The sequence below is a fragment of the Rhizobium sp. R693 genome (assembly GCF_002211315.1).
Lineage (GTDB): Bacteria > Pseudomonadota > Alphaproteobacteria > Rhizobiales > Rhizobiaceae > Rhizobium.
The window spans coordinates 524,069-545,729 of record NZ_LOKY01000001.1 but is presented as its reverse complement, the minus strand read 5'-3'; the positions used below and the strand labels follow the sequence as shown (position 1 = coordinate 545,729).

Below are 21,661 nucleotides of genomic sequence, written 5' to 3'. Positions count from 1 at the left end.
ACGTGCCCAGACTTGCTTCCCACGCATCTAGGTAGCGCGCTCTTCGATGGCGACCAGCCTCGTTCTGGATATACCCTCATCTCGTGACGATGGCAGGAGCTTATCATGACACGAACGGTTCATCTCTTTCTTGACATCAACGGACGGCGGCATGAGCTCGATGTCGAACCGCGCACGATGTTGCTAGATGCACTGCGTGAGAAACTTGGTCTCACCGGTACGAAGAAGGGCTGCGATCAGGGGCAATGCGGCGCATGCACCGTGCACGTCGATGGCAAGCGCGTGCTTGCCTGTCTGACGCTTGCAGCTCAGGTGGAGGGGCGCAGCATCACGACCATTGAAGGGCTTGCGGCCGAAAGCGGCGACCTGCACCCGGTGCAGGCCGCCTTCCTGGAGCATGATGCCTTCCAGTGCGGCTATTGCACACCTGGTCAGATCATGTCGGCTGTGGCCTGTATCCGTGAGGGACGGGCCGGATCCGACGAAGAGATCCGGGAATTCATGGCCGGCAATCTCTGTCGCTGCGGTGCCTATAACCACATCGTGGCGGCCGTGCGCGAAGCGGCGGAGATAGCGTGATGAGAGATTTCAGCTATTTCCGAGCCAACTCGCCCGACGACGCGCGCCAGCGTGCCGCGCAATCAGGCGCGATGTTGCTCGCAGGCGGTACGACGCTTCTCGATCTCGCCAAATGTGGTGTTGCCGAACCTCAATCAGTCATCGACATCAGCCACCTCGCCAGCTTGTCACAGATCAAGGCCGATGCCGATGGTGTCACAATTGGCGCGCTTGCGAAAATGGAGGATGTGGCCGGCAGTCCAGGGATCCGGGCAAATTATCCGGCCATTTCACAATCGCTTTTGCTGGCGGCTTCTCCGCAGTTGCGCAACATGGCGACGATCGGTGGCAACCTTCTGCAGCGCACGCGCTGTCCCTACTTTCGCGATCCCGGAACCTTTTTTGCCTGTAACAAGCGCAATCCCGGCTCCGGCTGCTCGGCGATCGGCGGTGTGACCCGCAATCACGCGGTGCTTGGCACCAGCCAAGCCTGCATTGCCGCCTATCCGGGTGATCTTGCCGTTGCGCTGGTTGCCCTGGAGGCAACGATCGATCTAGGAGACCGCAAAGTCACTGCGGATGATTTCTTCGTCGTTCCCGGCAACACGCCCGAACGTGAAACGCTCCTTGAACGCGGCGAGATGGTGATGGCCGTCAACGTTCCCGCGTCACCTGTTGCCAGGAACTCGACCTACCTCAAGGTTCGGGATCGGCAGTCTTACGAGTTTGCTGCCGCAAGTGCAGCCGTCGGGCTGGAACTCGAGGCGGACGGAAAAACGGTCCGCGACATTCGCGTTGCATTGGGTGGCGTTGCCACCAAGCCGTGGCGGGTGCGGTCGATCGAGAAAGCGCTGATCGGGAAGGTTCTCGATGCCGGCACGGTCGATGCCGCAAGCCGACTGGCGATCGACGGTGCCGTCGCTCATGGCGGCAATCGTTACAAGATCGAACTTGCGCCGCGTGTCGTGGCGCGCGCCATTTTGACGATGGGAGGTCTCGCATGACCATAATGGAACCCCGTAAACGCGGCGACGCCTCAGACGGTACGATCGGCGGTCGCCTCTCGCGTTTCGACGGCCGGCTGAAGATCACTGGTGGGGCAACATATGCTTTGGAACAACCGGTCGAGGGGCTGGCCTATGCGGTCCTCGTGCAGAGCCGGATCGCTGCCGGTCGGGTTGTGACAGTCGACGCCAGAAAGGCGCAGGCGGCGCCTGGCACACTGTTGGTGCTGACGCCCGATATCGATCTTGGCCTGAAAATGGCCTCCGACTGGTATGGAAACCGGCCGGAAAACCAGCCTTACCATCCTCTGTCCAACGATGTCGCTTTCAACGGCCAGGCGGTCGCTGCCGTGATCGGTGAAACGCTGGAACAAGCCGCCGAAGCTGCCCGGCTGGTCGATGTCACCTATGAAGAGACGTCGGCTATTGTCGACTTCGACGATCCCAAAGCCGATGAAGGAAGGCTGATCGATGCGCTGACGGTGGCTTGGGGCGACGCGGAGGCCGCGCTTGCCACCTCACCGGTGCATATCGAGGCTGAGTACCGAACGCCGCGCGAATATCACGTGGCGATCGAGCCGCATGGCCTCGTGGCAAAGTGGGACGGCGATCAACTGACGGTCTGGGAACCCAGCCAGTGGACGCACGGGATGGCCCGCACCTATGCGGAATGGTACGGACTGCCAAATGAGAGCGTGCGTATTGTCTCACCGTTCATCGGTGGAGGCTTCGGTTCCAAGGCAACTGCCTACGCCTATGGCGCCATCGCAACGGCTGCGGCCCGCAAGCTCGGCCGGCCGGTGAAGCTTGCTGTCACGCGCCCACAGACATTCACCGCCTACGGCGGCCGTGCAGCGACCAGGCAGACAATCGCACTCGGTGCCAACGCCGATGGCGTGCTGCAGTCGATCGTACACAAAGGGTCGAGCGAAACCGCTATCTATGCGGATTTTCCCGAACAGACAAACGCGGCAACCCCACTGATGTATGCGGTGGATAATTTCAGGGCGAAACACGCTCTCGTGCCCGTGAACACGGTCATGCCTGGAGCGCTGCGCGCCCCTGGCAAGAACCCCAGCACCTTCGGTCTGGAATGCGCCATGGACGAGCTTGCCTATGCCGTCGGCGTCGATCCCATCGAACTCAGGCTTCGCAACTATGCTGAGCGTGATCCCCAGTCCGGCAAGCCGTGGTCGACCCGGCGGCTGCGCGAAGCGCTCTCGGAGGGCAGCGAGGCGTTCGGTTGGTCGCGCCGCAGCTTTGCTCCGCGCTCGATGCGGGACGGCAGGCAACTTATCGGCTGGGGTATGGCGTGCGGCACATTCCCCGTTCTGCGCGCATCGAGCGAGGCACTGATCCGGATCCTTTCCGACGGCTCCGTGGAAGTCGTCAGCGGCGCGATCGACATGGGGCAGGGTACTTATACGATCCTGGCCCAGACCGCTGCGGAAGTGCTCGGCGTTCCGCCTGAAAGCATCAATGTCCGGCTTGGCGATTCATCGCTCCCTGGCGCCACGGTCGCTGGCGGCTCGATGCTTGCCGGCGCCATCACAGGGGCCGTGCACAAGGCCGCGTTGGCCGCCCGCGACGAACTGATCGAACTTGCTCTCAACGACGGCGCCTCACCCTTCCGCGATACTGGCGCCAATATGCTTATGGTTGCCGATGGCCGGATCTTTGTACCGCGCGACGGGGGCTTGTCCGTGTCCATTTCGGAACTCATGACAGCCCTTGGCCGCGACGGCATCGAGATGCGGCGAAACACCCTTCCAGAGGAAGAGCAGGGACCGGAGGGGCACAAGAAGGCCTGGACGACCATGGGAAGCATCCAGGGACCGACGGCGGGCGAGTTCTCCATGCACAGTTGGTGCGCGCATTTCGTCGAGGTCAAAGTGGACGAGGATTTTGGCACGATCCGCGTTTCCCGCATGGTCTCGGCATTCGATTGCGGCAGGATCTACAACCCCAAGCTCGCCGAGAGCCAGTGGCGCGGCGGCATCATCATGGGCATCGGTCAGGCGCTTCTCGAGGAAGGCCTGGTCGATCCGCGCAACGGGCGGATCATCAACAATAATCTCGGCGACTACCTGGTTGCGACCAATGCCGATATCCCGCCGATCCAGGTGATCTCGGTCGGCGTCCCCGATCGCAATGCCTCGGTACTGGGAGGCAAAGGCGTCGGCGAGGTCGGTATCGTCGGTGTCGCCCCGGCAATCGCCAATGCTGTCTTTCATGCAACCGGCAAGCGCGTCCGCGGCCTGCCGATAACGCTCGAAAAGCTGCTGTGACTTTGAGGTGATCGTCGCTTGCGTGGGTGACAGACGGGGAAGTATAGGGTTCGTGCCCAACCGGGTTCTCGCGCACCGGAGTGCGCGGGAGCAAATTCGCAGGGGAAACTATCCGCCCGTCCTCGAGTGGGAGAATGGTGAACGACCGGATAATAGCAGTTCATAAGAAGTGGCTGGAACTGGATGTCCCACTAGTTCTCGCTTCGAGCCTTCAAGGTCGAGTACGACCTTCATTTCTTTGACGGAAACAAACCTTATTTCTTGCGCACTCTCTGCCTGACTGGACGCCCAATGATGTCCTGCAGTGTCTTCGCCGGCCGAGGAGGAAACAAGGCCTCGAACTCTGATTCCGCCTCTAGGGCGAACGCGATCTTGACGACGGCTTCGAAGGACGCCTTGCCCTTCTCCTCGAACAGTCGGAGCGATGCATAGGGCACGCCGGACCGCTCCGCGAGATCGCGTTGCGTAAGGTTGAAGTCGATGCGGCGGCGCTTCATACGAGCTGCGACGCCCGCTATTATTTCGGCTGGCGACGTCAGTTTAAACGCTAACCTATTGGCAACAATCCGGACTTAACAATTTAAATGCTAAGATATTATAAATAAACATCAGCATCAATGATCATGACAATGGCCCGTGGTGGAAAGTTGGAAGCACTATCAAGCCGCCACCTGTCAGAGGTGACGTTGGCCAACGACCTTGCCAACTCGCCGTACCCGGTTTGACTTGGCAAGCTGATCGAGCACCTGGGAGCGATTCCCGATCTTTCCCATTCTGTGGTCGTCCTGCTCCAGCCCGACTTTACGGGCGAACGCTACGGCGCATTCCGCTGTTGTGATTGGCCGCCCGGCCTGACGGGGCGTGCGAAGCGTGAACTTCGACGATCGAAATCCTTGAACAGGGCGGAGATGCCGTCGCCGCCTTCACCTTCCGGCGGCGAGAAACACCGGGGGAAGTAGCGGCGGCATAGGTTGGTTCATATGTGCTGATGACGACATCGAAGGCGGCTTTCTGCTGTTCGAGCATCGCGATCCGCTTTCGCAGATCATCGATCTCAGCGCCGATCTCGGCACTCGTCCGCTTCAACTCACCCAAAACATCGACCATCCGCAACCACTCCCTCTAGGATTGCATCGATCCTAAGAGTCTAGCGGCTGGGTGTCTGGTGGCAGTTGCTTATATGAGGAGGGTCAATACGGAACTGTCGTCAGGGTGACACTTTTTTCACTCCGTCGGTTATTTCGGTATCCACGGTCTGAGCCCCGATTGCGCGACGCGGCTCGTTGCCAAGCCAGATCCAACTTATATACGGTCGCTGTTCGAAACAGCGGCACCAACATCCCGCTTGCGGGCGGATAGGGCTCAGGAGGACGATACCCTTCTACACCAGCGGCCCATTTTCTGGGCCATGCAACTGCTCGGCTCGTCCACCTGGATCCGCCAGGACTGATCGGGTCCTGGAAGATTGCAGAATTCAGTTCGGGTAACCGATCAGCCGGTCTTTATGACCGCGCCCTCGATAACGACGCCGGCATTGACGTATTTCCACAGCGCGACGAGCAGCTTGCGGGCGAGCGCGACAATCGTCGTCTTCTTGAGGCGACCGCCGTTTAGCTTGACCCGGTCCCTAAACCACAAGGTCAGCGCCGCGTGCGGTTGGTGACGCACCCATAGCCACGCCATCTGGATCATTGTCGTTCGTAACCTTGGATTGCCCGATTTTGAGACCCCTTGGTCTTGATCGACCGAGCCACTCTGCCAGGGTGTCGGCGCAAGGCCGGCATAGGCGGCAACCTGTCGTCGGTTGTCGAAGTGACGCGACAGCCCCTCCGACCAGAGCACGGCGGTAAATTCCGGCCCGATGCCTTTCAAGGTGAGCAACATCGCCGGTGCTGGCGAGACGACCGTTGTGGCGGAGAGCATGGCGTCGCGGGCGGCCTCGACAGCCTTGATCTGCTCGAGCAGTAGTTCCAGCCGATCGAGTTCGCGTTCGATCTGCGCATTCAAATGTGCCGGCAGCGGACGGCCATCGCCGGTCTTACACTCCTCCAGTCGCTTGCGTCGATCGCGGCGCAACGGCTCGTAGTCGGATACGCCCTGGCTGAACAGCAGGCCCTTGATGCGGTTGACGTGTCGTATCCGCTCGTTCGTCAAGGCCTGGCGCTCACGCGAGAGGCGGCGGCGGTCCTCTTCCTCTGGTGTCGGCACCCGGACCATCGCACACACCCGCGGCTCGCCCCGCTTATAAGCGAGCAACGCCCGGACCAGCGCTTCGCCGTCGATCCTGTCGGTCTTGGCCCGACGCCGCCGGCGCGAGGTTGCAATCGAGGCCGGATCGACGACATGGCTTTCGATCCCCTCGGCCTCCAACACCCGATGGATCCAGAAGCCGTCGAGCCCAGCCTCCTGGACGACAATGATCGGAAGGCACCGCCCGGTTCGCGCCCGCGCCTTCCTCTTGAGTTCGGCAAAACGCGCCAGCATGCCGGCGACGTCGCCGGCCAGCACCGCATTCTTCGACAGCTTCTCGCCGCCACCCGGCGACAGCGAGGTGATCAGCCATTTCGATTGGCTGAGTTCCAATGAGACGAAGATTGCGCCAAGATCAGTCCGGATAGCGGTCAGCGCTTCGGATCGGTGAGCTGCAACGGGCATGCTTGCCTCCAAGGTAGGGTGTTTGTGTTTAGCGACCTCACTTTGCCACAGTGCTGATCGCTATCCACCCTCCTCATAGGATCTACCAAATTGCACGGATTTAAACCCGAGCAAGACAAGGGCAGCGACTTAAAGGCGCCTCGCAAGCTCAGCGCTCGCCTTGTCCTCGCCCCTCTATAGAATTTTTATATTTTCGGCTGCCGACTTGCCGGATCGGCGATCTTGCACAATTTCGTAACTCACCTTTTGCCCTTCGCGAAGGCTCTCCAGGCCAGATCGCTGGACCGCGGAGATGTGGACAAACGTGTCTCCTGATCCATCCTCCGGCTGAATGAAGCCGAATCCCTTGTCTTGATTGAAAAACTTGACGGTCCCTTTAGGCAAATTCTCATCCTCGGTTCGAGCCCCAGCGTCGCTGAGCATAGTTCGGATTGGGTCAACGGCAATAGTGGTTTGCGATTTGAATTATGGGCCGCTGCAATCCGGTTTAGCAGACCCCATTTCTAGCAAGCCCCATTGCATGAATAGTTGTCTGCAGCGCTGTCACATCCATCATTGCGCATGGCCCGTCAGTCCAGTTCGTGCCACCGACTCCGGTCGCTTGTCCGAAAGTCCCTTTCGAGACAGCCGAGGTCACTAAAGATCAAGCGTGAATAGCTGGCCCGTATCGGCAGCAGGTGGCCGCCATCAGGCTTTCCGAAAACCAGCTTTCGCTTTTCGCCATCTCGCTTCCGTTCGGACCGGATGGTGGCAGCAAGGGTCAGGGATTCACAATGACTTGCTCCGTATGGGACTTGGAACCTCCACCCTGAAAGAATGTTCTTGTGTTGTTCCTGTCTTAGCGAGTCGTCGAGGGTGACATTACGCAATGACACTGGACGAAACGAGTCGCTTTTCCATTTATCGGATTCTCTAATGTCAAGAGGGTTCAGGAGATGGCTGGCGAGATTCCCGTTTTTATCAGTCCGATGGACGTTGGATTTCAAGGCAATTCCGGCCGCTATCGTCATGCGGATACAGTCGAGGACCTCGCCGCCATTCTCCTGAGCAACAAATGGGATTGGTCTAACGTGCCATCCTTTCATCACGCGCTCGTGTCGGCGCTGGAGGCTCTGGAGTTCTATGCGGACGCGGCAAGTGCTCGAGCCGCCTTCGTTGTAGCCGCACACGAGGCGGGCCTTCAGGTTTTGCCGGATGACGCTGCAGATGTGCGCAAGGCCAGCTAAAAAAGAGAGCCCTGCAGAGCGCAGGGCTCAAGAAATGATGAGCAGTGCCCTAGAGCGGGCAACAGGCGGACGATACGCCTCACATTCGAGGCCTTCAAGGCAAGTAGTTCTCATCTTTGTTTGGTGACAAGCATCAACGATCCAATCTCGGTTGCTCAGCCACCTGTATGAGCAGGAGCTTTGCGCTGCCCGTCGCCCGTTGTGCAAGGTGAAGGACGGAAATTCCACTCAATCGTGCCTAACAGATGACCGCTGCAGTTTAGTGACGCCTAAATAAAAACGTTGCAGTATACGCGATATCGCGTCATGGTTGCTGGTGCTGCAGGCGATTTGACAATTAGGCTGCAGGCACGGGCATTCCATTTTTGAGGGAATGCGTCAATTGAAGGTCGGTGCGACATTCGACTGTGCCAAAAGGCTGGGCTTGGAGGAGTGGCGAGAGCCGACATGACATCCCGAATTCGAGCTGCGAGCGCGGGACGTTGAATGGCGAAATGAACACGTCTTGGTGGAGTGGACGTGGTTGGAAGGCCATCTGAGGAGGGGCATCAATGAGTGATCGTGTGATTGGTTACTTGGTGGCGGCAGAAGTGTGCGCGCTGTTCTGGATAGCCATTGCGATGTTGGTGATTGGGAATATCTAACCCCTGACGCCTCGAACCCACCAGCCCTCGCTGCACGCTGCTGGTTGCTGTTCCGACGTCGCAGAAGCTGGGCCGCGTACGGGCACCTAGCGACCGCTGCCGTTTGGGACACCAGCGGATGCGCTATACAGCTGCAGGGGTCGCTGCGTTTTGTGGCAGACGCGCGCTTGCCTCGCGAATGACCGGCAGCCCCTCCGCAAACAGCCTCTGCTTTCCAAGAACAGTAATAGCGCCAGAGCGTGGATCGGCTGCAATCGGGTGAAGCACTCAAAGTTGTGAGACGAGGTAGCCAGTGCATGTCAGGACATTTCACGTCTTCGGTGCAGTCACTATCCCCTCAGATCCGGTGGCCGCCGTCGCGGTCAAAAGAGTTGCTTGATTGTCCCAGCTGGAGCATGCGTCTCGGATTCGATGCCAGAGGCAGGAAGCCGTATCCAGTATAGAGAGCGGTCCGACGCTTGGTTTTCTCGAGGTCACCGCAATCAAGCACGCCAACAAGACGCTCAGATCTGCTCTGCGATACCGGCGATTTGCTTGAGGCAGTCGACACAAACGTCTCCACCATACCGCCGCCTATGTAGTTTCATCCCGTCCCGTCATCGAGATGTGGGCGGCTGTTCGGTGCATCAGACAGGCCCGCATTTCGGCCATCTGTTCAGCAAGCTTGCGAGGGAAATCAGTAGCATCATCACCACCAACTTCAGCTTCGGCGGCGCCAAGGTGGCGACCGCATCACTCGAGCGACTTACTTATTTTCCTCGCTGATCCAGCCTTGCGAACACAAAATCGGACGAACGTACGTCATTCTTCACTTCGCACCTGCGGTAATTGTCATACGATTTGAAATGCTAAATAAGTACAAAAATCAGTTGCTTGCTCGAAGTTTCTCGACTACGTTTTTTGACGAAAAGTTCCGAAATATCGGTCCTTGACGGCGTACTCCAGCGGTCCTGTGAACTCGCTTGAGGGAGGATGATAACGTTGTTTGTTCGACTTCGTTTCTTCACAATGATGCGGCGAGTGCATGGTCTCGTCTCGATCCGATACCGACCTACGATCGCAATCTGACGCGTCGTAAATCCTTCTTTACACTTGCGAGATGGCGCCCCGGTGTGGCGTGCCTGAGGTTTGTTATGCAAAAGCAAGCTGTCGTATTCAACGGTCAGGAAGTTGGGATCGCGGTTCCTGTCGAAAACCGCCTCAAGTTCATCGCTGTCCGCTTCAATGTCATCGATCTGGACAACAGGCTTTTCGACACGGTTACCGAAATCCGGCGCGCCATTATAGATCACCTCGCGTCCGATGTCCCACGTGCGATCGCTTCGCGCTGAATGCCGAAACGCCTTCCGCTGCCAGCAAGGACATTGAGCTCCGCACGGAGCCAGCAACTCCTGTTTGTCAGATAGGCCCAACCAGGGATGAGATATAATGGCACTCGATTTGTTCAACGCGCCGATTTTTGCGCAGCGAAAGCACTTTATCCAGGAGATAGCAGGCCTGGATGACGTGTTTGATTTTCTCGATGAATGGCCGGACGGCAAGCGAGATTCAACCTACGAAACAGTCGTCAGCATTGTCCGGGAAGCCGCCTGCAGGCAAAGACCGGTCGCTGCCGCGGAGGAGCGTTTCAGGCAATTTTTGAAGAGCCACGACCAGTTTGTCAGCGTCGAAGATGTGCCCATGCATTTCCAGTGGTTGTCCGCTGGTAATCTCGGCGGTTCCAGCTGACAGCGCACGATCGTCGCCTCCGCTTGGTCTGCCTGTTTGCGCGAACCGGATCTTGAAAGCCATATCAGCTGAGAATGATCCCGACCAAGGTGCGCTGTTTGCTCGTGCCAGTTTCGTACGCTGTCTCCAGAGCGCGTTAATTGGATATTCAGCATGTCTGCACGCGCACTAAGCGCAGCCTCAGCGCTCGCTGTAACTTCATGGCCAAGTGAGTCTTCAAACAATCTTTTGGTCGTGAGCACGTGAACCCACCTTTCGATGAAACCGCCCTGGGAAGGGAGTTTGATCTTTTCGCGGCTGAATTGGCAATGCTGCCAAGGTCACCGGAGATCACCGCCTTGGAGCTGCGGTTTGCCCTATTGCGGGAAGCTGTTGCAATCCGTCTCGCAGGGCCGAGCCGAATAACAGCTGGGTTGCCTTCGTCGCTGTTTGACGCCTAGATTTGTTGTCGGATCACGCTTTGGCGTGTGGCGGTCGACAATTCATTCGGCGACGATGTGCGCCGATTGCTCAGAATAGACATGGAATGACGCATGAAAAATAAGCTGCCTGAGCCAGGCGATCTCGCCACGGACTTGGAGTTCTTCAACCTGTTGACCGGCAGCTTCCAGCGGATCGTCGGCAAGGCGCTTGTTCAACCGGGGCAGGGGCCAGGCTGGCTCTATCGTGAAGCGTCCTGCGTCGTTGTGGCCCACAACACGGATCCTGATCCGCGTTTCATTTATGCCAATGTCGCTGCCCAGATGCGCTTCGAATATACGTGGGAGGAGTTCACGAAGCTGCCGTCACGTTTGTCCGCCGAGGCTCCGGATCGACAAGCACGCCAATTGCTTCTCGATGCCGTTGAGCGTCAGGGCTATATCGCCGACTGTCGGGGGTTACGCGTCACCAAGTCCGGAAAACACTTCTGGATGGAAAATGGAATTGTCTGGCAGCTGCTTGATGAGCGCGGCAGGACGCGGGGCCAGGCAGCAGCTTTCTCCAACTGGACCGATGTCTAGTCGGCCTCACCACGCCGGCCATCGCGACAGGGATTGCACAGCTGTGCAAATTTTCACGGAGATCACTATGCTGTCATGACCCTGTTACGCTCGAGGCGTAGCACGGCCTTCTACATTCGAGCAATGGAGAGGGCTATGAACAGACGCGATTTCCTTGTCACCGCCACCGCAGCCGCGGGTATGCTGATGCTGCCGCGCTTTGCATCGGCCGCGGCAACGACGATCGATCTCTACAGCGGATCGGACGCGAACATCATCGACTTCTGGAACAACATCGTCCGCCCGGCCTTCGAAAAGGCTCATCCGGATGTGGCTGTGAAGATCACCGACGCCGGTGACAACACCGGTTTGCGCGCGATTGCAGACCGCGCCCTGGCGGCTCTGAAGACGAAGACGGATCCGCAGGCCGATATCTTCGAAACCTTCGATTCCCGCCTTCCGGCCGGTGGTGCGGACGCTGGCCTTTGGGTGGAATTCTCGGCGCAGTACATCGACGGCTTCGATCATGTCAATCCGCTGGCCTTCGACGGCAAGTATTCGCTGCCCTACCGTGGCTCGCAGGTCCTGCTTGCCTACGACAAGACGAAGCTCGATCCGAAAGATGCCCCCAAGAGCTGGGAACAGCTGACGGTTTGGATCAAGGCCAATCCGGGCCAGTTCATCTATAACCGTCCTGACAAGGGCGGTTCGGGCGGAAACTTTGTTCGCCGCGCTATTCATGAAGCCAACGGCCGGGACCCGAAGAAGTTCACAATCGACAACTTTACAGCCGACTACGCCAATCGGGCGTTGACGCCGGCCTGGGCACTTCTCAACGATCTGGCGTCGTCACTCTACGAAAAGGGCGCCTATACGGCTGGAAACACGCAGTCGATCCAGCTGCTTGCGCAAGGTGTCGTAACAATGACGCCCGTATGGTCCGACCAGGTCTTGCAGGCGATTGCGCAGGGTGTCCTGCCGGAGACGACCGGCCTCGTCCAGCTGGGTGACCTGGCGCTTTGCGGCGGCTTTTCTCGCATGACGGTCTTTTCGAACGGCGCAAACAAGGACGCGGCGATGAAGCTGGCAGCCTTCCTGCTGACAAAGGAGATGCAGGAAGCGATCATCACCGAAATTGGCGGCTTCCCCGGCGTCTCCTGGGATCACATTTCGGATGAGCTGCGCCGGAAATATGCAGACGTCATTCCCGCGACGATACCCACCTTCCCGGCCGGTGACTGGGAAACCACCATCAATGACGGTTGGTACCGCAACGTCGCGCCGGGCATTAGCCGCACGTAATGCGCAGGTCGATGACATTTGCGCTGCCGGCGCGAGGCTTTGCGCTGGCGAGCAATCAAGGCTGGGTGGGGCTTGCGCTGGTGGCCCTGCCCGTTCTTCTCCTGGCTTGGCTGATCATCTACCCGATCGTGTCGGCAGTGACTGACACGCTTTTCGTTGCTCAGCCGGACGGCAGCTCGGCGCTGTCGTTCGCCTCCTATCGCTTCTTCTTCAGCGACCAATATAGTCGTGCCAATCTTTGGATCACGCTCTGGACCACATTGGTGTGCGGCGCGTTGCTTCTTGCAATCGGGCTTCCGATCGCGCTCTACCTCCGATTTTCTCGCGGACCGCTTTCAGCCTATGTGCAAGGACTTGCCATCTTCCCGATGTTCGTGCCGTCGATCATCCTGTCCTTTGCTCTGATCCGCACCATTGGTCCAAACGGTGCCGTCGACGTGCTCCTCAATGCCGTCGGATTGCCAAAGCTGCCATCACCTTATCTGACCCCATGGGGCCCGGTCATTGGCCTCGTCTGGGACAATCTGCCGCTTACCGTCCTGATGCTTACGGCCGGTCTCGGAAATGTTCCGAAAACCTCGATCGAGGCTGCGCGCGATGTCGGCGCCTCTCCGCTGCGCGTCCTCTGGTCGATCATCATGCCGCGCATGGTCAATTCGCTGCTCGTGACCACCTCTTTCGCGATCCTTGGGATATTCTCGTCCTTCACGCTACCTTACCTTCTCGGGCCGGCCTCACCGGAGATGATGGGTCCTTTCATGCAGCGGACGTTCTCGGACATGAACGACCCCGTCAACGCCCTGACGCAGGCTGTTATCGCCTTCGGCTTCTGTCTCGGATTCGGGATCTTCTACGTGCGCTCTGTCGCCCGAAACAGGGGAGGCGTGTGATGATGCCCGGAAAGCCTGCTGTCGCAGACGCAGATTGGATCGGCGTCGTGCTGGCATTGCTTTTGACGCTGTTCATCGCTTTGCCGCTCGTTGTTGTTGGAACCTGGGCCTTCAGCGAAATCTGGCGCTACCCGGCCGTGATCCCGCAGCAATTCGGGCTTCGCTACTGGTCGCTGACACTGTCGCGAACCGATGTGTGGGAGGCCCTTTTCCTTAGCCTGCGCTTGGCGACAACGGTAACCATTCTTTCGGCTGTCATCTGTCTTCCCGCCGCCTATGCCTTCGCGCGCATGACGTTTCCGGGCCGGAATATCCTTTTCCTGTCGTTCCTTGCCTCGCATGCATTTCCGAAATTTGGGCTCTTGGTCGCGATTGCCGGCATCTTTCTGCAAATCGGGTTGATCAGCACGTTCTGGGGCGTGGTTCTCATTCAGTTGGTCGGCACGTTGATGCTGATGATCTGGATCCCGGTCGCAGCCTTCCAGAACGTCGATCGTCGGATGGAGGAGGCCGCGCGTGATGCCGGAGCGGCCCCATTGCGTGTCTTCTGGTCGATCACCCTGCCGCAGGCGGCGCCGACGATCGTGGCGGCCGTCTTGCTGACCTTCGTCGCGACATTCTACGAAACAGAAGGGGCGTGGCTGATCGGTGCGCCGGAAATCCGCACGATGCCGGTGCTGATGGTTACCTTCATCAATAACCAGATTGTCGTTCAATACGGCGCCGTGCTCTCCGTCATGCTGTGGGTTCCCTCCTTCATCGCACTCATGTTTGCGGGCAGGGTGGTCGGTACGGGAACCTTCGCAAAGGGGTTGGGAGCATGATGTCCGTTGTGGGGATTGACACTACGAAGGGATCCAGATGGCACGCTTGACCATAAAGGGCGTTTCGAAGAGCTTCGGCGCCTCGCACGCGGTGCGCAATGTTTCGCTCGATGTCGAAGACGGAGAACTGGTTTGCCTGCTTGGTCCTTCCGGCTCAGGCAAGTCGACGTTGCTGCGAATGATTGGCGGCTTCGAGGCGCCGACCGCAGGAAACATCCTGATCGATGCAAAGGATGTCACGTCAATGCCGCCGGAAAAGCGGCCGACAGGCATGGTCTTCCAGAGCCATGCGCTGTGGACCCACATGGACGTCTTCAACAACGTCGCATTCGGCCTCAAGCTTCGCAGCCTTCCGAAAGCCCAGATCCGCGAACGCGCCGAACAGGCGCTGGCGCTCGTCGGTCTTGCCGACTACGGCAAACGCATGACCACGCAGCTTTCCGGTGGCCAGCAGCAACGTGTAGCGCTTGCCCGCTCGCTTGTGCTCGAACCAAAGATCCTTCTGCTCGACGAACCGTTCGCCAGCCTCGACCAGCATTTGCGGGAGCGGTTGCGCGAAGAGGTGCGCGATATCCAGCAGCGACTTGGCATCACCACGCTCTTCGTCACCCACGGACAGGATGAAGCGCTGGCGCTCGCCGACCGGATCGTCGTCATGCGCGACGGCCGCACCGAGCAGATCGGACCGCCCGATCGTATCTATCGGGAGCCAGAGACGGAATTCGTCGCGGGGTTCATCGGTTCGATGAACTTCGTCCGCACGACCGTGAAGGATGGTTTGAGCCAGCATGCAGCCTTTGCGGTCCCGGTTCCTGTCGCAGATGGCGACGTCGTGCTTGCCGTTCGGCCGGAAGCCCTCTCGCTTGCGGTGACGAGGGATAAAGCGACCGCCATCGTTCATCGCAGCATCGATTTTGGCACCCATAAGGTCGTTGACATCGACCTTGCCGACGGAGCAAGGGTGAAAGTCATGACATCGAGCGACAGCGACTGGATCAAAGGTATGCCGGTGGAGCCAGCCGCCACGGCCTTCAGAGTGTTTCGGGACAATCGGCTTGTCTACGAGTTCGCCGCGACATCAAGGCGACAGAACGATCGGGTATTTGGGCATGCTTGAGGGGCGCGGAGTTGCAATTGAGCGATGCGGGCATCGCACCTGGCTGAAATGGCATAGAGGACACCGTTTTGCTGGTGACATTTCCTTTACAGCCGAGCGCCTCATCGAGGGTATGGAACTCGGTGCGAGCGTCGAGATCGATCTCGTACGTTTTGCCGGGGATGGCTTTGCCGTTTTGCATGACGAGACCCTTGAGACGGCGACAACCGGATCCGGTCCGGTTCGCCAGGCATCCGAGGCCTACTTGCGTACCCTTTATCTAAGGGACCCGTTCGGAGCGCCAAGTAAGCACAAGGTGATGATGCTTGACGATCTTGCGCAACTGTTGGCTAAGATCAGCCGAGATCCTCGAGCTGGACTGCAGCTTGACCTCAAGGAGACTTCGCACACCATTCGCGACACCGACATTGCCGCCTTTGCGGCGGCCATTTCGCCGGTGTCGGACGCCGTCATCCTTTCAGGCGGCGACTCGGTTGCTGTCGAGCGGCTTTCACGAGCCGTGCCTGGCATGGCAATCGGCTACGACCCGTGTCACAACGGCGCTATCGAACGGTTGATGGAAACGTGCAATTTCGCAGGCTTTGTTGCCGATACTCAACGCGCCGTGCCGCGCGCGCAGATGATTTACCTCGACCGCCGGCTGGTGCTTTTCGCCGATCAGGCCGGTTATGACCTGATCGGCGCCTTTCACGATGCGGGCCGCGTCGTTGACGCCTACACGATCAACTCAGCGGTGCCGCAGGCTCTGCCGGGCGTCAGGCGCCTGCTCGAGCTGAAGGCCGACCAGATCACGACCGATGACCCGGTTGGTCTGGAGCGGCTTCTGATGGAAGATCAGGCCTGAAAGCCTGTAACCAACCAGGGATGGAGGGCCCGGTTTCCGGCAAGAATGTCGCCGTTTGTTGTAACAGGCCCACCATTGAAAGCGGAAACCACGCCACCTGCCTCGCGCACCAGCAAGGCAGAAGCGCCGTAATCGTGCAACGACAGACCATCCTCGAAAAAGCCGTCCAGGCGACCGCAGGCGACATAGGCGATCGACAACGCCGCCGAACCAAGCCGGCGCACGCCTGCGGTGGTGGCCATCAAGCGCTTCAGCGCGCTGAAATAAAGGTCCTCCGACACGGCCCTAAGCTGCCCGGGCACTGGCAAACCGGCGCCGACGAGCACGTCCTCAGTTCCCTTGGAACTCAAACACTCGATCCGCTGCCCGTCGAGATACGCCCCGCCGCCAAGTTCGGCGCTGAACAGCTCGTCCAACATGGCATCGTAGACGACGCCAGCTACGAGCTGACCGTCCTCCAAGATCGAGATCGTCATGCCGAAATGCGGAATGCCCCAGGCGAAATTCGTCGTCCCGTCGATTGGATCGATGTAGATCACCGGCACTCCATCCCCGGCGTTTCGGTTGCCAACCGCTTCTTCACCCTTGATCGCGTAGGTGGGAAAGGACCTGTTCAATTCGTCGACGATAATTTGCTCGACTGCGACATCGATCTCGGTCTGATAATCTCTCGGCGCTTTTGCCAGCAACTCGACCCCCATTCGACGGCGCAAAGATGAGCGCGCTTTGGCACCTCCGACAAGAACGGCTTGCGCCAACGCGGCAAGGCGCGGCGAAGCGGTTGGTGAGATGCGCGATGACACTGAGGAAAGTTCGCTAGGATTTGAATTCGACATGGTCAGGATGACATGGCAGAGCCAGATGAAGCTTTGATGATGAAGACGCCGGACCCCCAAGGCTATAATTCCGGATACGCAGATCCGGCAATATCATCGCTGGACGATCACACGGGTTCCGGTTCGGACCATCTCGTAAAGCTCCTCGACATCGTCTCGGTACATACGAAAACAGCCGCTTGATGCGTTGGTGCCAATGGAGGATGGATCGTTGGTGCCGTGGATGCGCAATAAGCCGTCGGCAAGATAAATGGCACGTGTCCCAAGCGGATTGGAAGGACCCGGCTTCACGACGTCGGGCAGCCTCGGGTTCTTCCGGCGCATGCTCGCCGTCGGCCGCCACTCGGGATGCTTGCGCTTGGAGACGACATGTGTGGTGCCATACCATTGCTTGCCCTCGCGCCCGACGGCAATCGGATAGGCAAGCTGCTCGCCCCGAGGCGTTATAAAGACAAGCGTGTGCTCTCGTGTGGCAATGACAATCGTTCCCCCGCCGCTCCTCGTTCGGGGGCGGTGCTCCGGCATCGGCTCGCCATAGTCGGGCGGCGGTTCATATGACCCATAGGGATCACCGTAGCCATAATCGCCGTAATCGTCATATGGTCCGTAAATCTGGGCCTGAGCCTGAAAGGTGAAGAGCAAAAGCGCGGTTGCAAATAGAGCCAGGAGTTTCATTTTTCGCTATCCGCTTGTTTTGCAAGCCAGATAGCCTCGAAATCTGTGGCGCCATTGTGGCGGCTTTTGTTCCAACACAGCTGTTCGCGTGGAGAGATTGTTTGTGACGTCGCACGCTATCTGAATCAATTCGCAACCATCCGAAACAACAACGCTACGAGCCGCACCATGACGACGCCACAGAGGCCATTCCCCAATGTGAGACCCAGTTGCGCTGTGGGTAGCACTTATATGCCGTAAACATTCAGACGCCCACCAGAACAAGCGGGACTTAGTTGTAAGCCGTATTCATGCTGCCCTTACGGCCCTAAGCCCGAAGCATGCCCGCTGCCGTCTCACCGTAGGTAATTGGTCAGGGTGACCACTGTACCAGCAAACGATGGAAGCCATCCTAGCGATCCTCCTGTTGTGAACGTCACTCACGCAAGTGGGGAAATGCCGAAACGGTCGGCTCGGGGCACGCTCTTGCCATTGTAGGAATTGCCCTGATGAGCGCGAGTTAAGATGTCACCCCTCGCACGGTCAAAACCAACTTCCAACACATTCTGCGCCCACCCTATCTGAAGAACTGTGACAGACGAACTTTCTGATATGCCTCGTGCCGCGAAGTCGCAATTTAGGCAACATCACAGGTTGTCGTCGTGTAATTAGTGCAATTGTAAGAACTTAGGAGTTATAGCAAGTATAACGAGTATCGGACGCACGCTATGGCTCAAAAGTCGAAACGAGACTTCAATTCCCTCGCCCTGATCTTGTTCGACAATTGGGTCAAATCGCAATCGCCTATCGTCGATCCCAAACTGCTGTACGCCGATATCGAAGGCCTCATCACGATCAAGATGTCGATCAATTTCGTTGATACTCGCGCCGATGATCCGCGTGATTGGCTGTTCCGACGTATCAAGAACTACGGCGTGAGGTCGCGCCTGATTAACATAAACAAGGTCTTTCCAGACTGCAGAATTGGCGATCTTCCAGATCAAGCCTACGTTGCCGACGCCATCATTCCGCAGTTTCAGCGCGTTCTCGAAGCCCGCACGCCTCAAATGGATCTCGTGCAGACAAGAATAGTGGGCTTGAGCCTCGGCTATGATCGCATAATCCTTCCGCAGAAACGCACGGGCAAACCTGACTGGTGCATCACCTTCACGGAAGGGCGCTTCCTGCTTTCAACATCCCAGTCTCCGACACTCGATACCGTTGATGAGCATATTATCCAACTGCTTATGGAGGGCCAGACGGCGAAGGACGCTGCCGAGATCCTGGGATTGTCTTCGAGGACAATTGAACATCGGATCGAAAAGTTGAAGCGGGAGCACGATGCTCGCAACGCAACGCAGCTCGTGGCAAAGCTTATCTCGTCTCATGTGGATCGACACGTCAGTCGGGCGTAGAAGGCCCCAGAAAGGCTCGGCACCACTTATCAAATACCAGGCGGCAATCCGCCGCCTGGTTACCGCAAGGGCGGGACTAGCCTTTGCGCACAGCTCCCAACCGCTGATGTAACTCGCCTTTCGAAAGACCGCTGCTAACAGACGCAATCTGATAAAGCGCTTCGGTGAGATCCTTAGTCTTGAACGCTACGCCTTCGCTGCCGCGGCTGCGGTTAATGCCGAGCGGCTTGCCGAAGCGGTCGACGATGAGATGGACACCATAGATCATCTGGTCAAAGTCGCGGCCCTTGGGCTTGAGGTACGAGTTGGCGCACCTTGTGTCGAGGTCCCCATCGAAGTTCGCGATGAATATCTGTGCTACGCCGTACTTGTCGTGGCCACGATCTGTCACGATCTCCCCGAACTTGCATGTGCCAAGATACGGAACGCCGGGCATAATGCTCGATCTGATAGCCTTGCGCATCTTGTGTCCCACGGGTAGCCGCGGCGTGAAGATATCGCTGGCATCATTACCAAGTATCGTAAGGTTCTCGAGGGTTGCGGCCGCAACGTCCGCCGCCGCCATGTAGGGCGTAATTTTGCGAAACTTTCGGCTTGATGTCGCCATTGGTTCGGTCTGGCCGTCATTGTCGTGAAACCATTTCGAGTAGCGAGCCGTAGCAACTTCGGCGTCGGAAGAACTGGTAGCAACCGACAATTTTGAATTCGCGAGCTTGATAACCTGATCACCGAAGCGATCGCCGTACTGGAGTTTGTTAGCGACGTTCATTATCCCTGCCTCACTGGTTGTTATGGGCAGACGCTATCGAGAATTTCTAAAGGCAATTCGTTATCGGGACAGGTATAAATACCGTATTTCTTCGGCAGCCTTGGTTCCACCTCCATGACCCGTAACTGCGTGCTTTTGTTGTGGCAGTGATCAGTCTCCGTGAGGATCTGTTGGTTGTCTAGGTGCTTTTTCAAGCCTTTGGAATATCTCACGTCGAGCGGAAATGGATCTCTGTGCAGCGGCAGCGCTATACGCACGTATAATGGAATTTCCGTCCGCGCGGGTTCACCCAACGAGGCTTAATGCATCTTGGGGGAGCCATGAACAAGAACTCGCTGGCCAGGACGTTTAGGCAAGGCGCTTGGGACGCCGGGTCGGGCAATCAATGGTCGCACATCCGCTCCAGCGCCTTGAAGGCACCCCCGTCGGGGTCTTGGGTGCATTGTAGAATATAGCGCGGTTCAAATATTCCTCGATGTGATCCTGTATAATTAAGTATACCAAAATAAAGATGTTGACGACAAGGATGTGAAAAATATAGTTGCCAAGTGGTTAACGTGGCTGCGCGAATAACTTGGGGGTGCAGTCAACTTTGGGGGCTATAAATTGGATTTCTTTACTACAGATTTTGCAAATGAAGGATACAATGCGAATAACAAGGCGTCGTTCCAGGGGCAATTATCATCCACCTACGAAGCCGCTCTTGCCGCCGAAGTGAAGGATTTGGCGGACTATGTCGGCTTCATCTATTCCAAGCAGCCTGGCGTGTCTATCGACGCTGCGAAGGCCATTGTCGACGCGATCTCGTCCGGCAATTTCCAGCTGACCGACCTGCAAGGCTCTGCGCAGAGCAAGACCGGGCCCGTGGCCGGTTCCGCGATTCAAGATCCGAATCCGACGGTCATCGTCAACGGCGTGTCCATTTCGATCAAGGACATGCTCGGCGGTCTCGACACCGAAACATGGAAGGATTCCGGGAAGAACGGACAGTATCACACCCGGGAGTTCTACACTTCGACCCACGAGCCGGACGGCTACCACGCCGACTGGGCGAACCCGCCGAAGCCGAACGAGGCACCGACCGCTTCCGAAATCCATGTCACGGCCACCGAAACGCAGTCGACCTACGACGCGGCCCACGCCCTCAGCAACGGGAGCGTCGACGACCACAAGGTCGTAAATCTGCTCGAAAGCGCGTCCGATCCTGACGGCGATACGCTGACGACGGGCGGCTATCATTTCTTCGACAAGGATCACAACGAAATCACCCAGCCGAGCTACATCTCGATCGTCGACGGCAATCTGGTCATCGATCAGAACCATCGCGATCTGGACGACCTGAAGGCAGGTGATCACCTTGGCCTGTCGGTCACCTACGACATCAATGACGGCCACGGCCATACGATCTCTAATACCGCCTACATCGATATCGAAGGGACCGCCGATATCTATCAGGCGAGCAGCAGCGGCCATGTGGAAGAGACCATTAATCCGGCGCAGGATACCGGGGGTGGAAACAACAACGCCCATGTGCTGAACCTGACATTCGCCGAGCAGCAGACTGGCGGGTTTGACTTCAATGTCACTGGCGGCACCTTGAGCGCGACATCGGCGGGGCTGACGAACAAGGAGAAAATCAACGTTGTGGACGCAGGCTCGGTCGACGGGTTCGACCCACTGCATCTCAGCTCCACCACCACCACGGCAGGTGATGGTTTGTCGGGAACGGCCCTGAACGACAAGCAGGTGGACTACAACCTCACTTTCGTTCAGACCACCGACCCTGTGACAGTCGCCGTCGATTACAACTACGACTATTGGCACTGGGCCTAATCACATCGAACCGACGGAGGGGGCAGACTCCCTCCGTTTTCCCGACGGCAGCGTGCCATCAAGGATGACACGGGTCTTTCCTGTATGTGGCCGA

At 58.1% G+C, this 21,661-nt stretch carries 21 protein-coding genes; 14 read left to right on the top strand and 7 right to left on the bottom strand.

The features are described from left to right. Window positions 1-105: 105 nt before the first annotated feature. From ATY79_RS02665 to ATY79_RS02655, 3 genes are read left to right on the top strand one after another with little or no spacing between them, the layout of a single operon-like run. Window positions 106-579 (top strand): (2Fe-2S)-binding protein, encoded by a 474-nt coding sequence (locus tag ATY79_RS02665; RefSeq protein WP_088702967.1) that lies wholly within the window; start codon window positions 106-108, stop codon window positions 577-579. After that, the gene (locus ATY79_RS02660) at window positions 579-1,562 is read left to right on the top strand and encodes a xanthine dehydrogenase family protein subunit M (protein WP_088702966.1); all 984 of its coding nucleotides are present in this window, start codon (window positions 579-581) and stop codon (window positions 1,560-1,562) included. The genes ATY79_RS02665 and ATY79_RS02660 overlap by 1 nt, the downstream gene beginning before the upstream one ends. Further along, complete coding sequence (locus ATY79_RS02655) at window positions 1,559-3,850, top strand: xanthine dehydrogenase family protein molybdopterin-binding subunit (RefSeq protein WP_088702965.1); 2,292 nt, start codon at window positions 1,559-1,561, stop codon at window positions 3,848-3,850. Before ATY79_RS02660 ends, ATY79_RS02655 begins: the two co-directional genes overlap by 4 nt. 254 nt (window positions 3,851-4,104) lie before the next feature. On the opposite strand, the gene ATY79_RS02650 is transcribed toward ATY79_RS02655, so the two are convergent. The 4 genes from ATY79_RS02650 to ATY79_RS02635 form a co-directional block, all read right to left on the bottom strand. Then, window positions 4,105-4,347: a helix-turn-helix transcriptional regulator gene (locus ATY79_RS02650; protein WP_088702964.1), complete on the bottom strand. Its 243-nt coding sequence runs from the start codon at window positions 4,345-4,347 to the stop codon at window positions 4,105-4,107. Window positions 4,348-4,651: 304 nt separating this feature from the next. Beyond that, on the bottom strand, window positions 4,652-4,957 hold the full coding sequence (locus ATY79_RS02645; protein WP_088702963.1) for a hypothetical protein: 306 nt from the start codon (window positions 4,955-4,957) through the stop codon (window positions 4,652-4,654). A 384-nt stretch (window positions 4,958-5,341) separates the two neighbouring features. Then, a complete protein-coding gene (locus ATY79_RS02640; RefSeq protein ID WP_088702962.1) occupies window positions 5,342-6,505 on the bottom strand; it encodes an IS110 family transposase in 1,164 nt (387 codons plus the stop codon). 174 nt (window positions 6,506-6,679) lie between these two features. Further along, on the bottom strand, window positions 6,680-6,889 hold the full coding sequence (locus tag ATY79_RS02635) for a cold-shock protein (protein WP_088703026.1): 210 nt from the start codon (window positions 6,887-6,889) through the stop codon (window positions 6,680-6,682). Window positions 6,890-7,440: 551 nt separating this feature from the next. On the opposite strand from ATY79_RS02635, the gene ATY79_RS02630 reads away from it, so the two are divergent. From ATY79_RS02630 to ATY79_RS02580, 9 genes are all read left to right on the top strand, one after another. Next, on the top strand, window positions 7,441-7,731 hold the full coding sequence (locus tag ATY79_RS02630) for a DUF982 domain-containing protein (protein ID WP_088702961.1): 291 nt from the start codon (window positions 7,441-7,443) through the stop codon (window positions 7,729-7,731). A 1,777-nt stretch (window positions 7,732-9,508) separates the two neighbouring features. Further along, window positions 9,509-9,706 (top strand): hypothetical protein, encoded by a 198-nt coding sequence (locus ATY79_RS02620; RefSeq protein WP_088702959.1) that lies wholly within the window; start codon window positions 9,509-9,511, stop codon window positions 9,704-9,706. A gap of 97 nt (window positions 9,707-9,803) precedes the next feature. Continuing rightward, window positions 9,804-10,103: a DUF982 domain-containing protein gene (locus tag ATY79_RS02615; protein WP_088702958.1), complete on the top strand. Its 300-nt coding sequence runs from the start codon at window positions 9,804-9,806 to the stop codon at window positions 10,101-10,103. 533 nt (window positions 10,104-10,636) lie between these two features. Next, window positions 10,637-11,104: an MEKHLA domain-containing protein gene (locus tag ATY79_RS02605; protein ID WP_088702957.1), complete on the top strand. Its 468-nt coding sequence runs from the start codon at window positions 10,637-10,639 to the stop codon at window positions 11,102-11,104. 135 nt (window positions 11,105-11,239) lie between these two features. Continuing rightward, on the top strand, window positions 11,240-12,385 hold the full coding sequence (locus ATY79_RS02600) for an extracellular solute-binding protein (protein WP_088702956.1): 1,146 nt from the start codon (window positions 11,240-11,242) through the stop codon (window positions 12,383-12,385). A gap of 11 nt (window positions 12,386-12,396) precedes the next feature. Continuing rightward, a complete protein-coding gene (locus ATY79_RS02595; RefSeq protein ID WP_245312299.1) occupies window positions 12,397-13,275 on the top strand; it encodes an ABC transporter permease subunit in 879 nt (292 codons plus the stop codon). Beyond that, a complete protein-coding gene (locus ATY79_RS02590) occupies window positions 13,275-14,099 on the top strand; it encodes an ABC transporter permease subunit (protein WP_088702954.1) in 825 nt (274 codons plus the stop codon). The genes ATY79_RS02595 and ATY79_RS02590 overlap by 1 nt, the downstream gene beginning before the upstream one ends. Before the next feature lie 37 nt (window positions 14,100-14,136). Continuing rightward, entirely contained in the window at window positions 14,137-15,216 is a 1,080-nt protein-coding gene (locus tag ATY79_RS02585; RefSeq protein ID WP_088702953.1) for an ABC transporter ATP-binding protein, read from the top strand. After that, the gene (locus ATY79_RS02580; protein WP_088702952.1) at window positions 15,209-16,060 is read left to right on the top strand and encodes a glycerophosphodiester phosphodiesterase family protein; all 852 of its coding nucleotides are present in this window, start codon (window positions 15,209-15,211) and stop codon (window positions 16,058-16,060) included. Before ATY79_RS02585 ends, ATY79_RS02580 begins: the two co-directional genes overlap by 8 nt. Here ATY79_RS02580 and ATY79_RS02575 read toward each other — a convergent pair. After that, complete coding sequence (locus ATY79_RS02575; RefSeq protein WP_088703025.1) at window positions 16,051-16,896, bottom strand: inositol monophosphatase family protein; 846 nt, start codon at window positions 16,894-16,896, stop codon at window positions 16,051-16,053. The genes ATY79_RS02580 and ATY79_RS02575 overlap by 10 nt on opposite strands. A 93-nt stretch (window positions 16,897-16,989) precedes the next feature. Next, window positions 16,990-17,571 carry a L,D-transpeptidase gene (locus ATY79_RS02570; RefSeq protein WP_088702951.1) on the bottom strand — a complete coding sequence of 194 codons (582 nt, stop codon included), beginning with the start codon at window positions 17,569-17,571 and terminating at the stop codon, window positions 16,990-16,992. 707 nt (window positions 17,572-18,278) lie between these two features. Here ATY79_RS02570 and ATY79_RS02565 point away from each other — a divergent pair. Continuing rightward, complete coding sequence (locus tag ATY79_RS02565; RefSeq protein WP_088702950.1) at window positions 18,279-18,965, top strand: LuxR C-terminal-related transcriptional regulator; 687 nt, start codon at window positions 18,279-18,281, stop codon at window positions 18,963-18,965. 76 nt (window positions 18,966-19,041) lie between these two features. On the opposite strand, the gene ATY79_RS02560 is transcribed toward ATY79_RS02565, so the two are convergent. Next, entirely contained in the window at window positions 19,042-19,734 is a 693-nt protein-coding gene (locus ATY79_RS02560; protein WP_088702949.1) for a hypothetical protein, read from the bottom strand. A 606-nt stretch (window positions 19,735-20,340) separates the two neighbouring features. Here ATY79_RS02560 and ATY79_RS02555 point away from each other — a divergent pair. Further along, window positions 20,341-21,567, top strand: coding sequence for a hypothetical protein (locus tag ATY79_RS02555; RefSeq protein ID WP_088702948.1), 1,227 nt, complete (start codon window positions 20,341-20,343; stop codon window positions 21,565-21,567). Window positions 21,568-21,661: the final 94 nt, after the last annotated feature.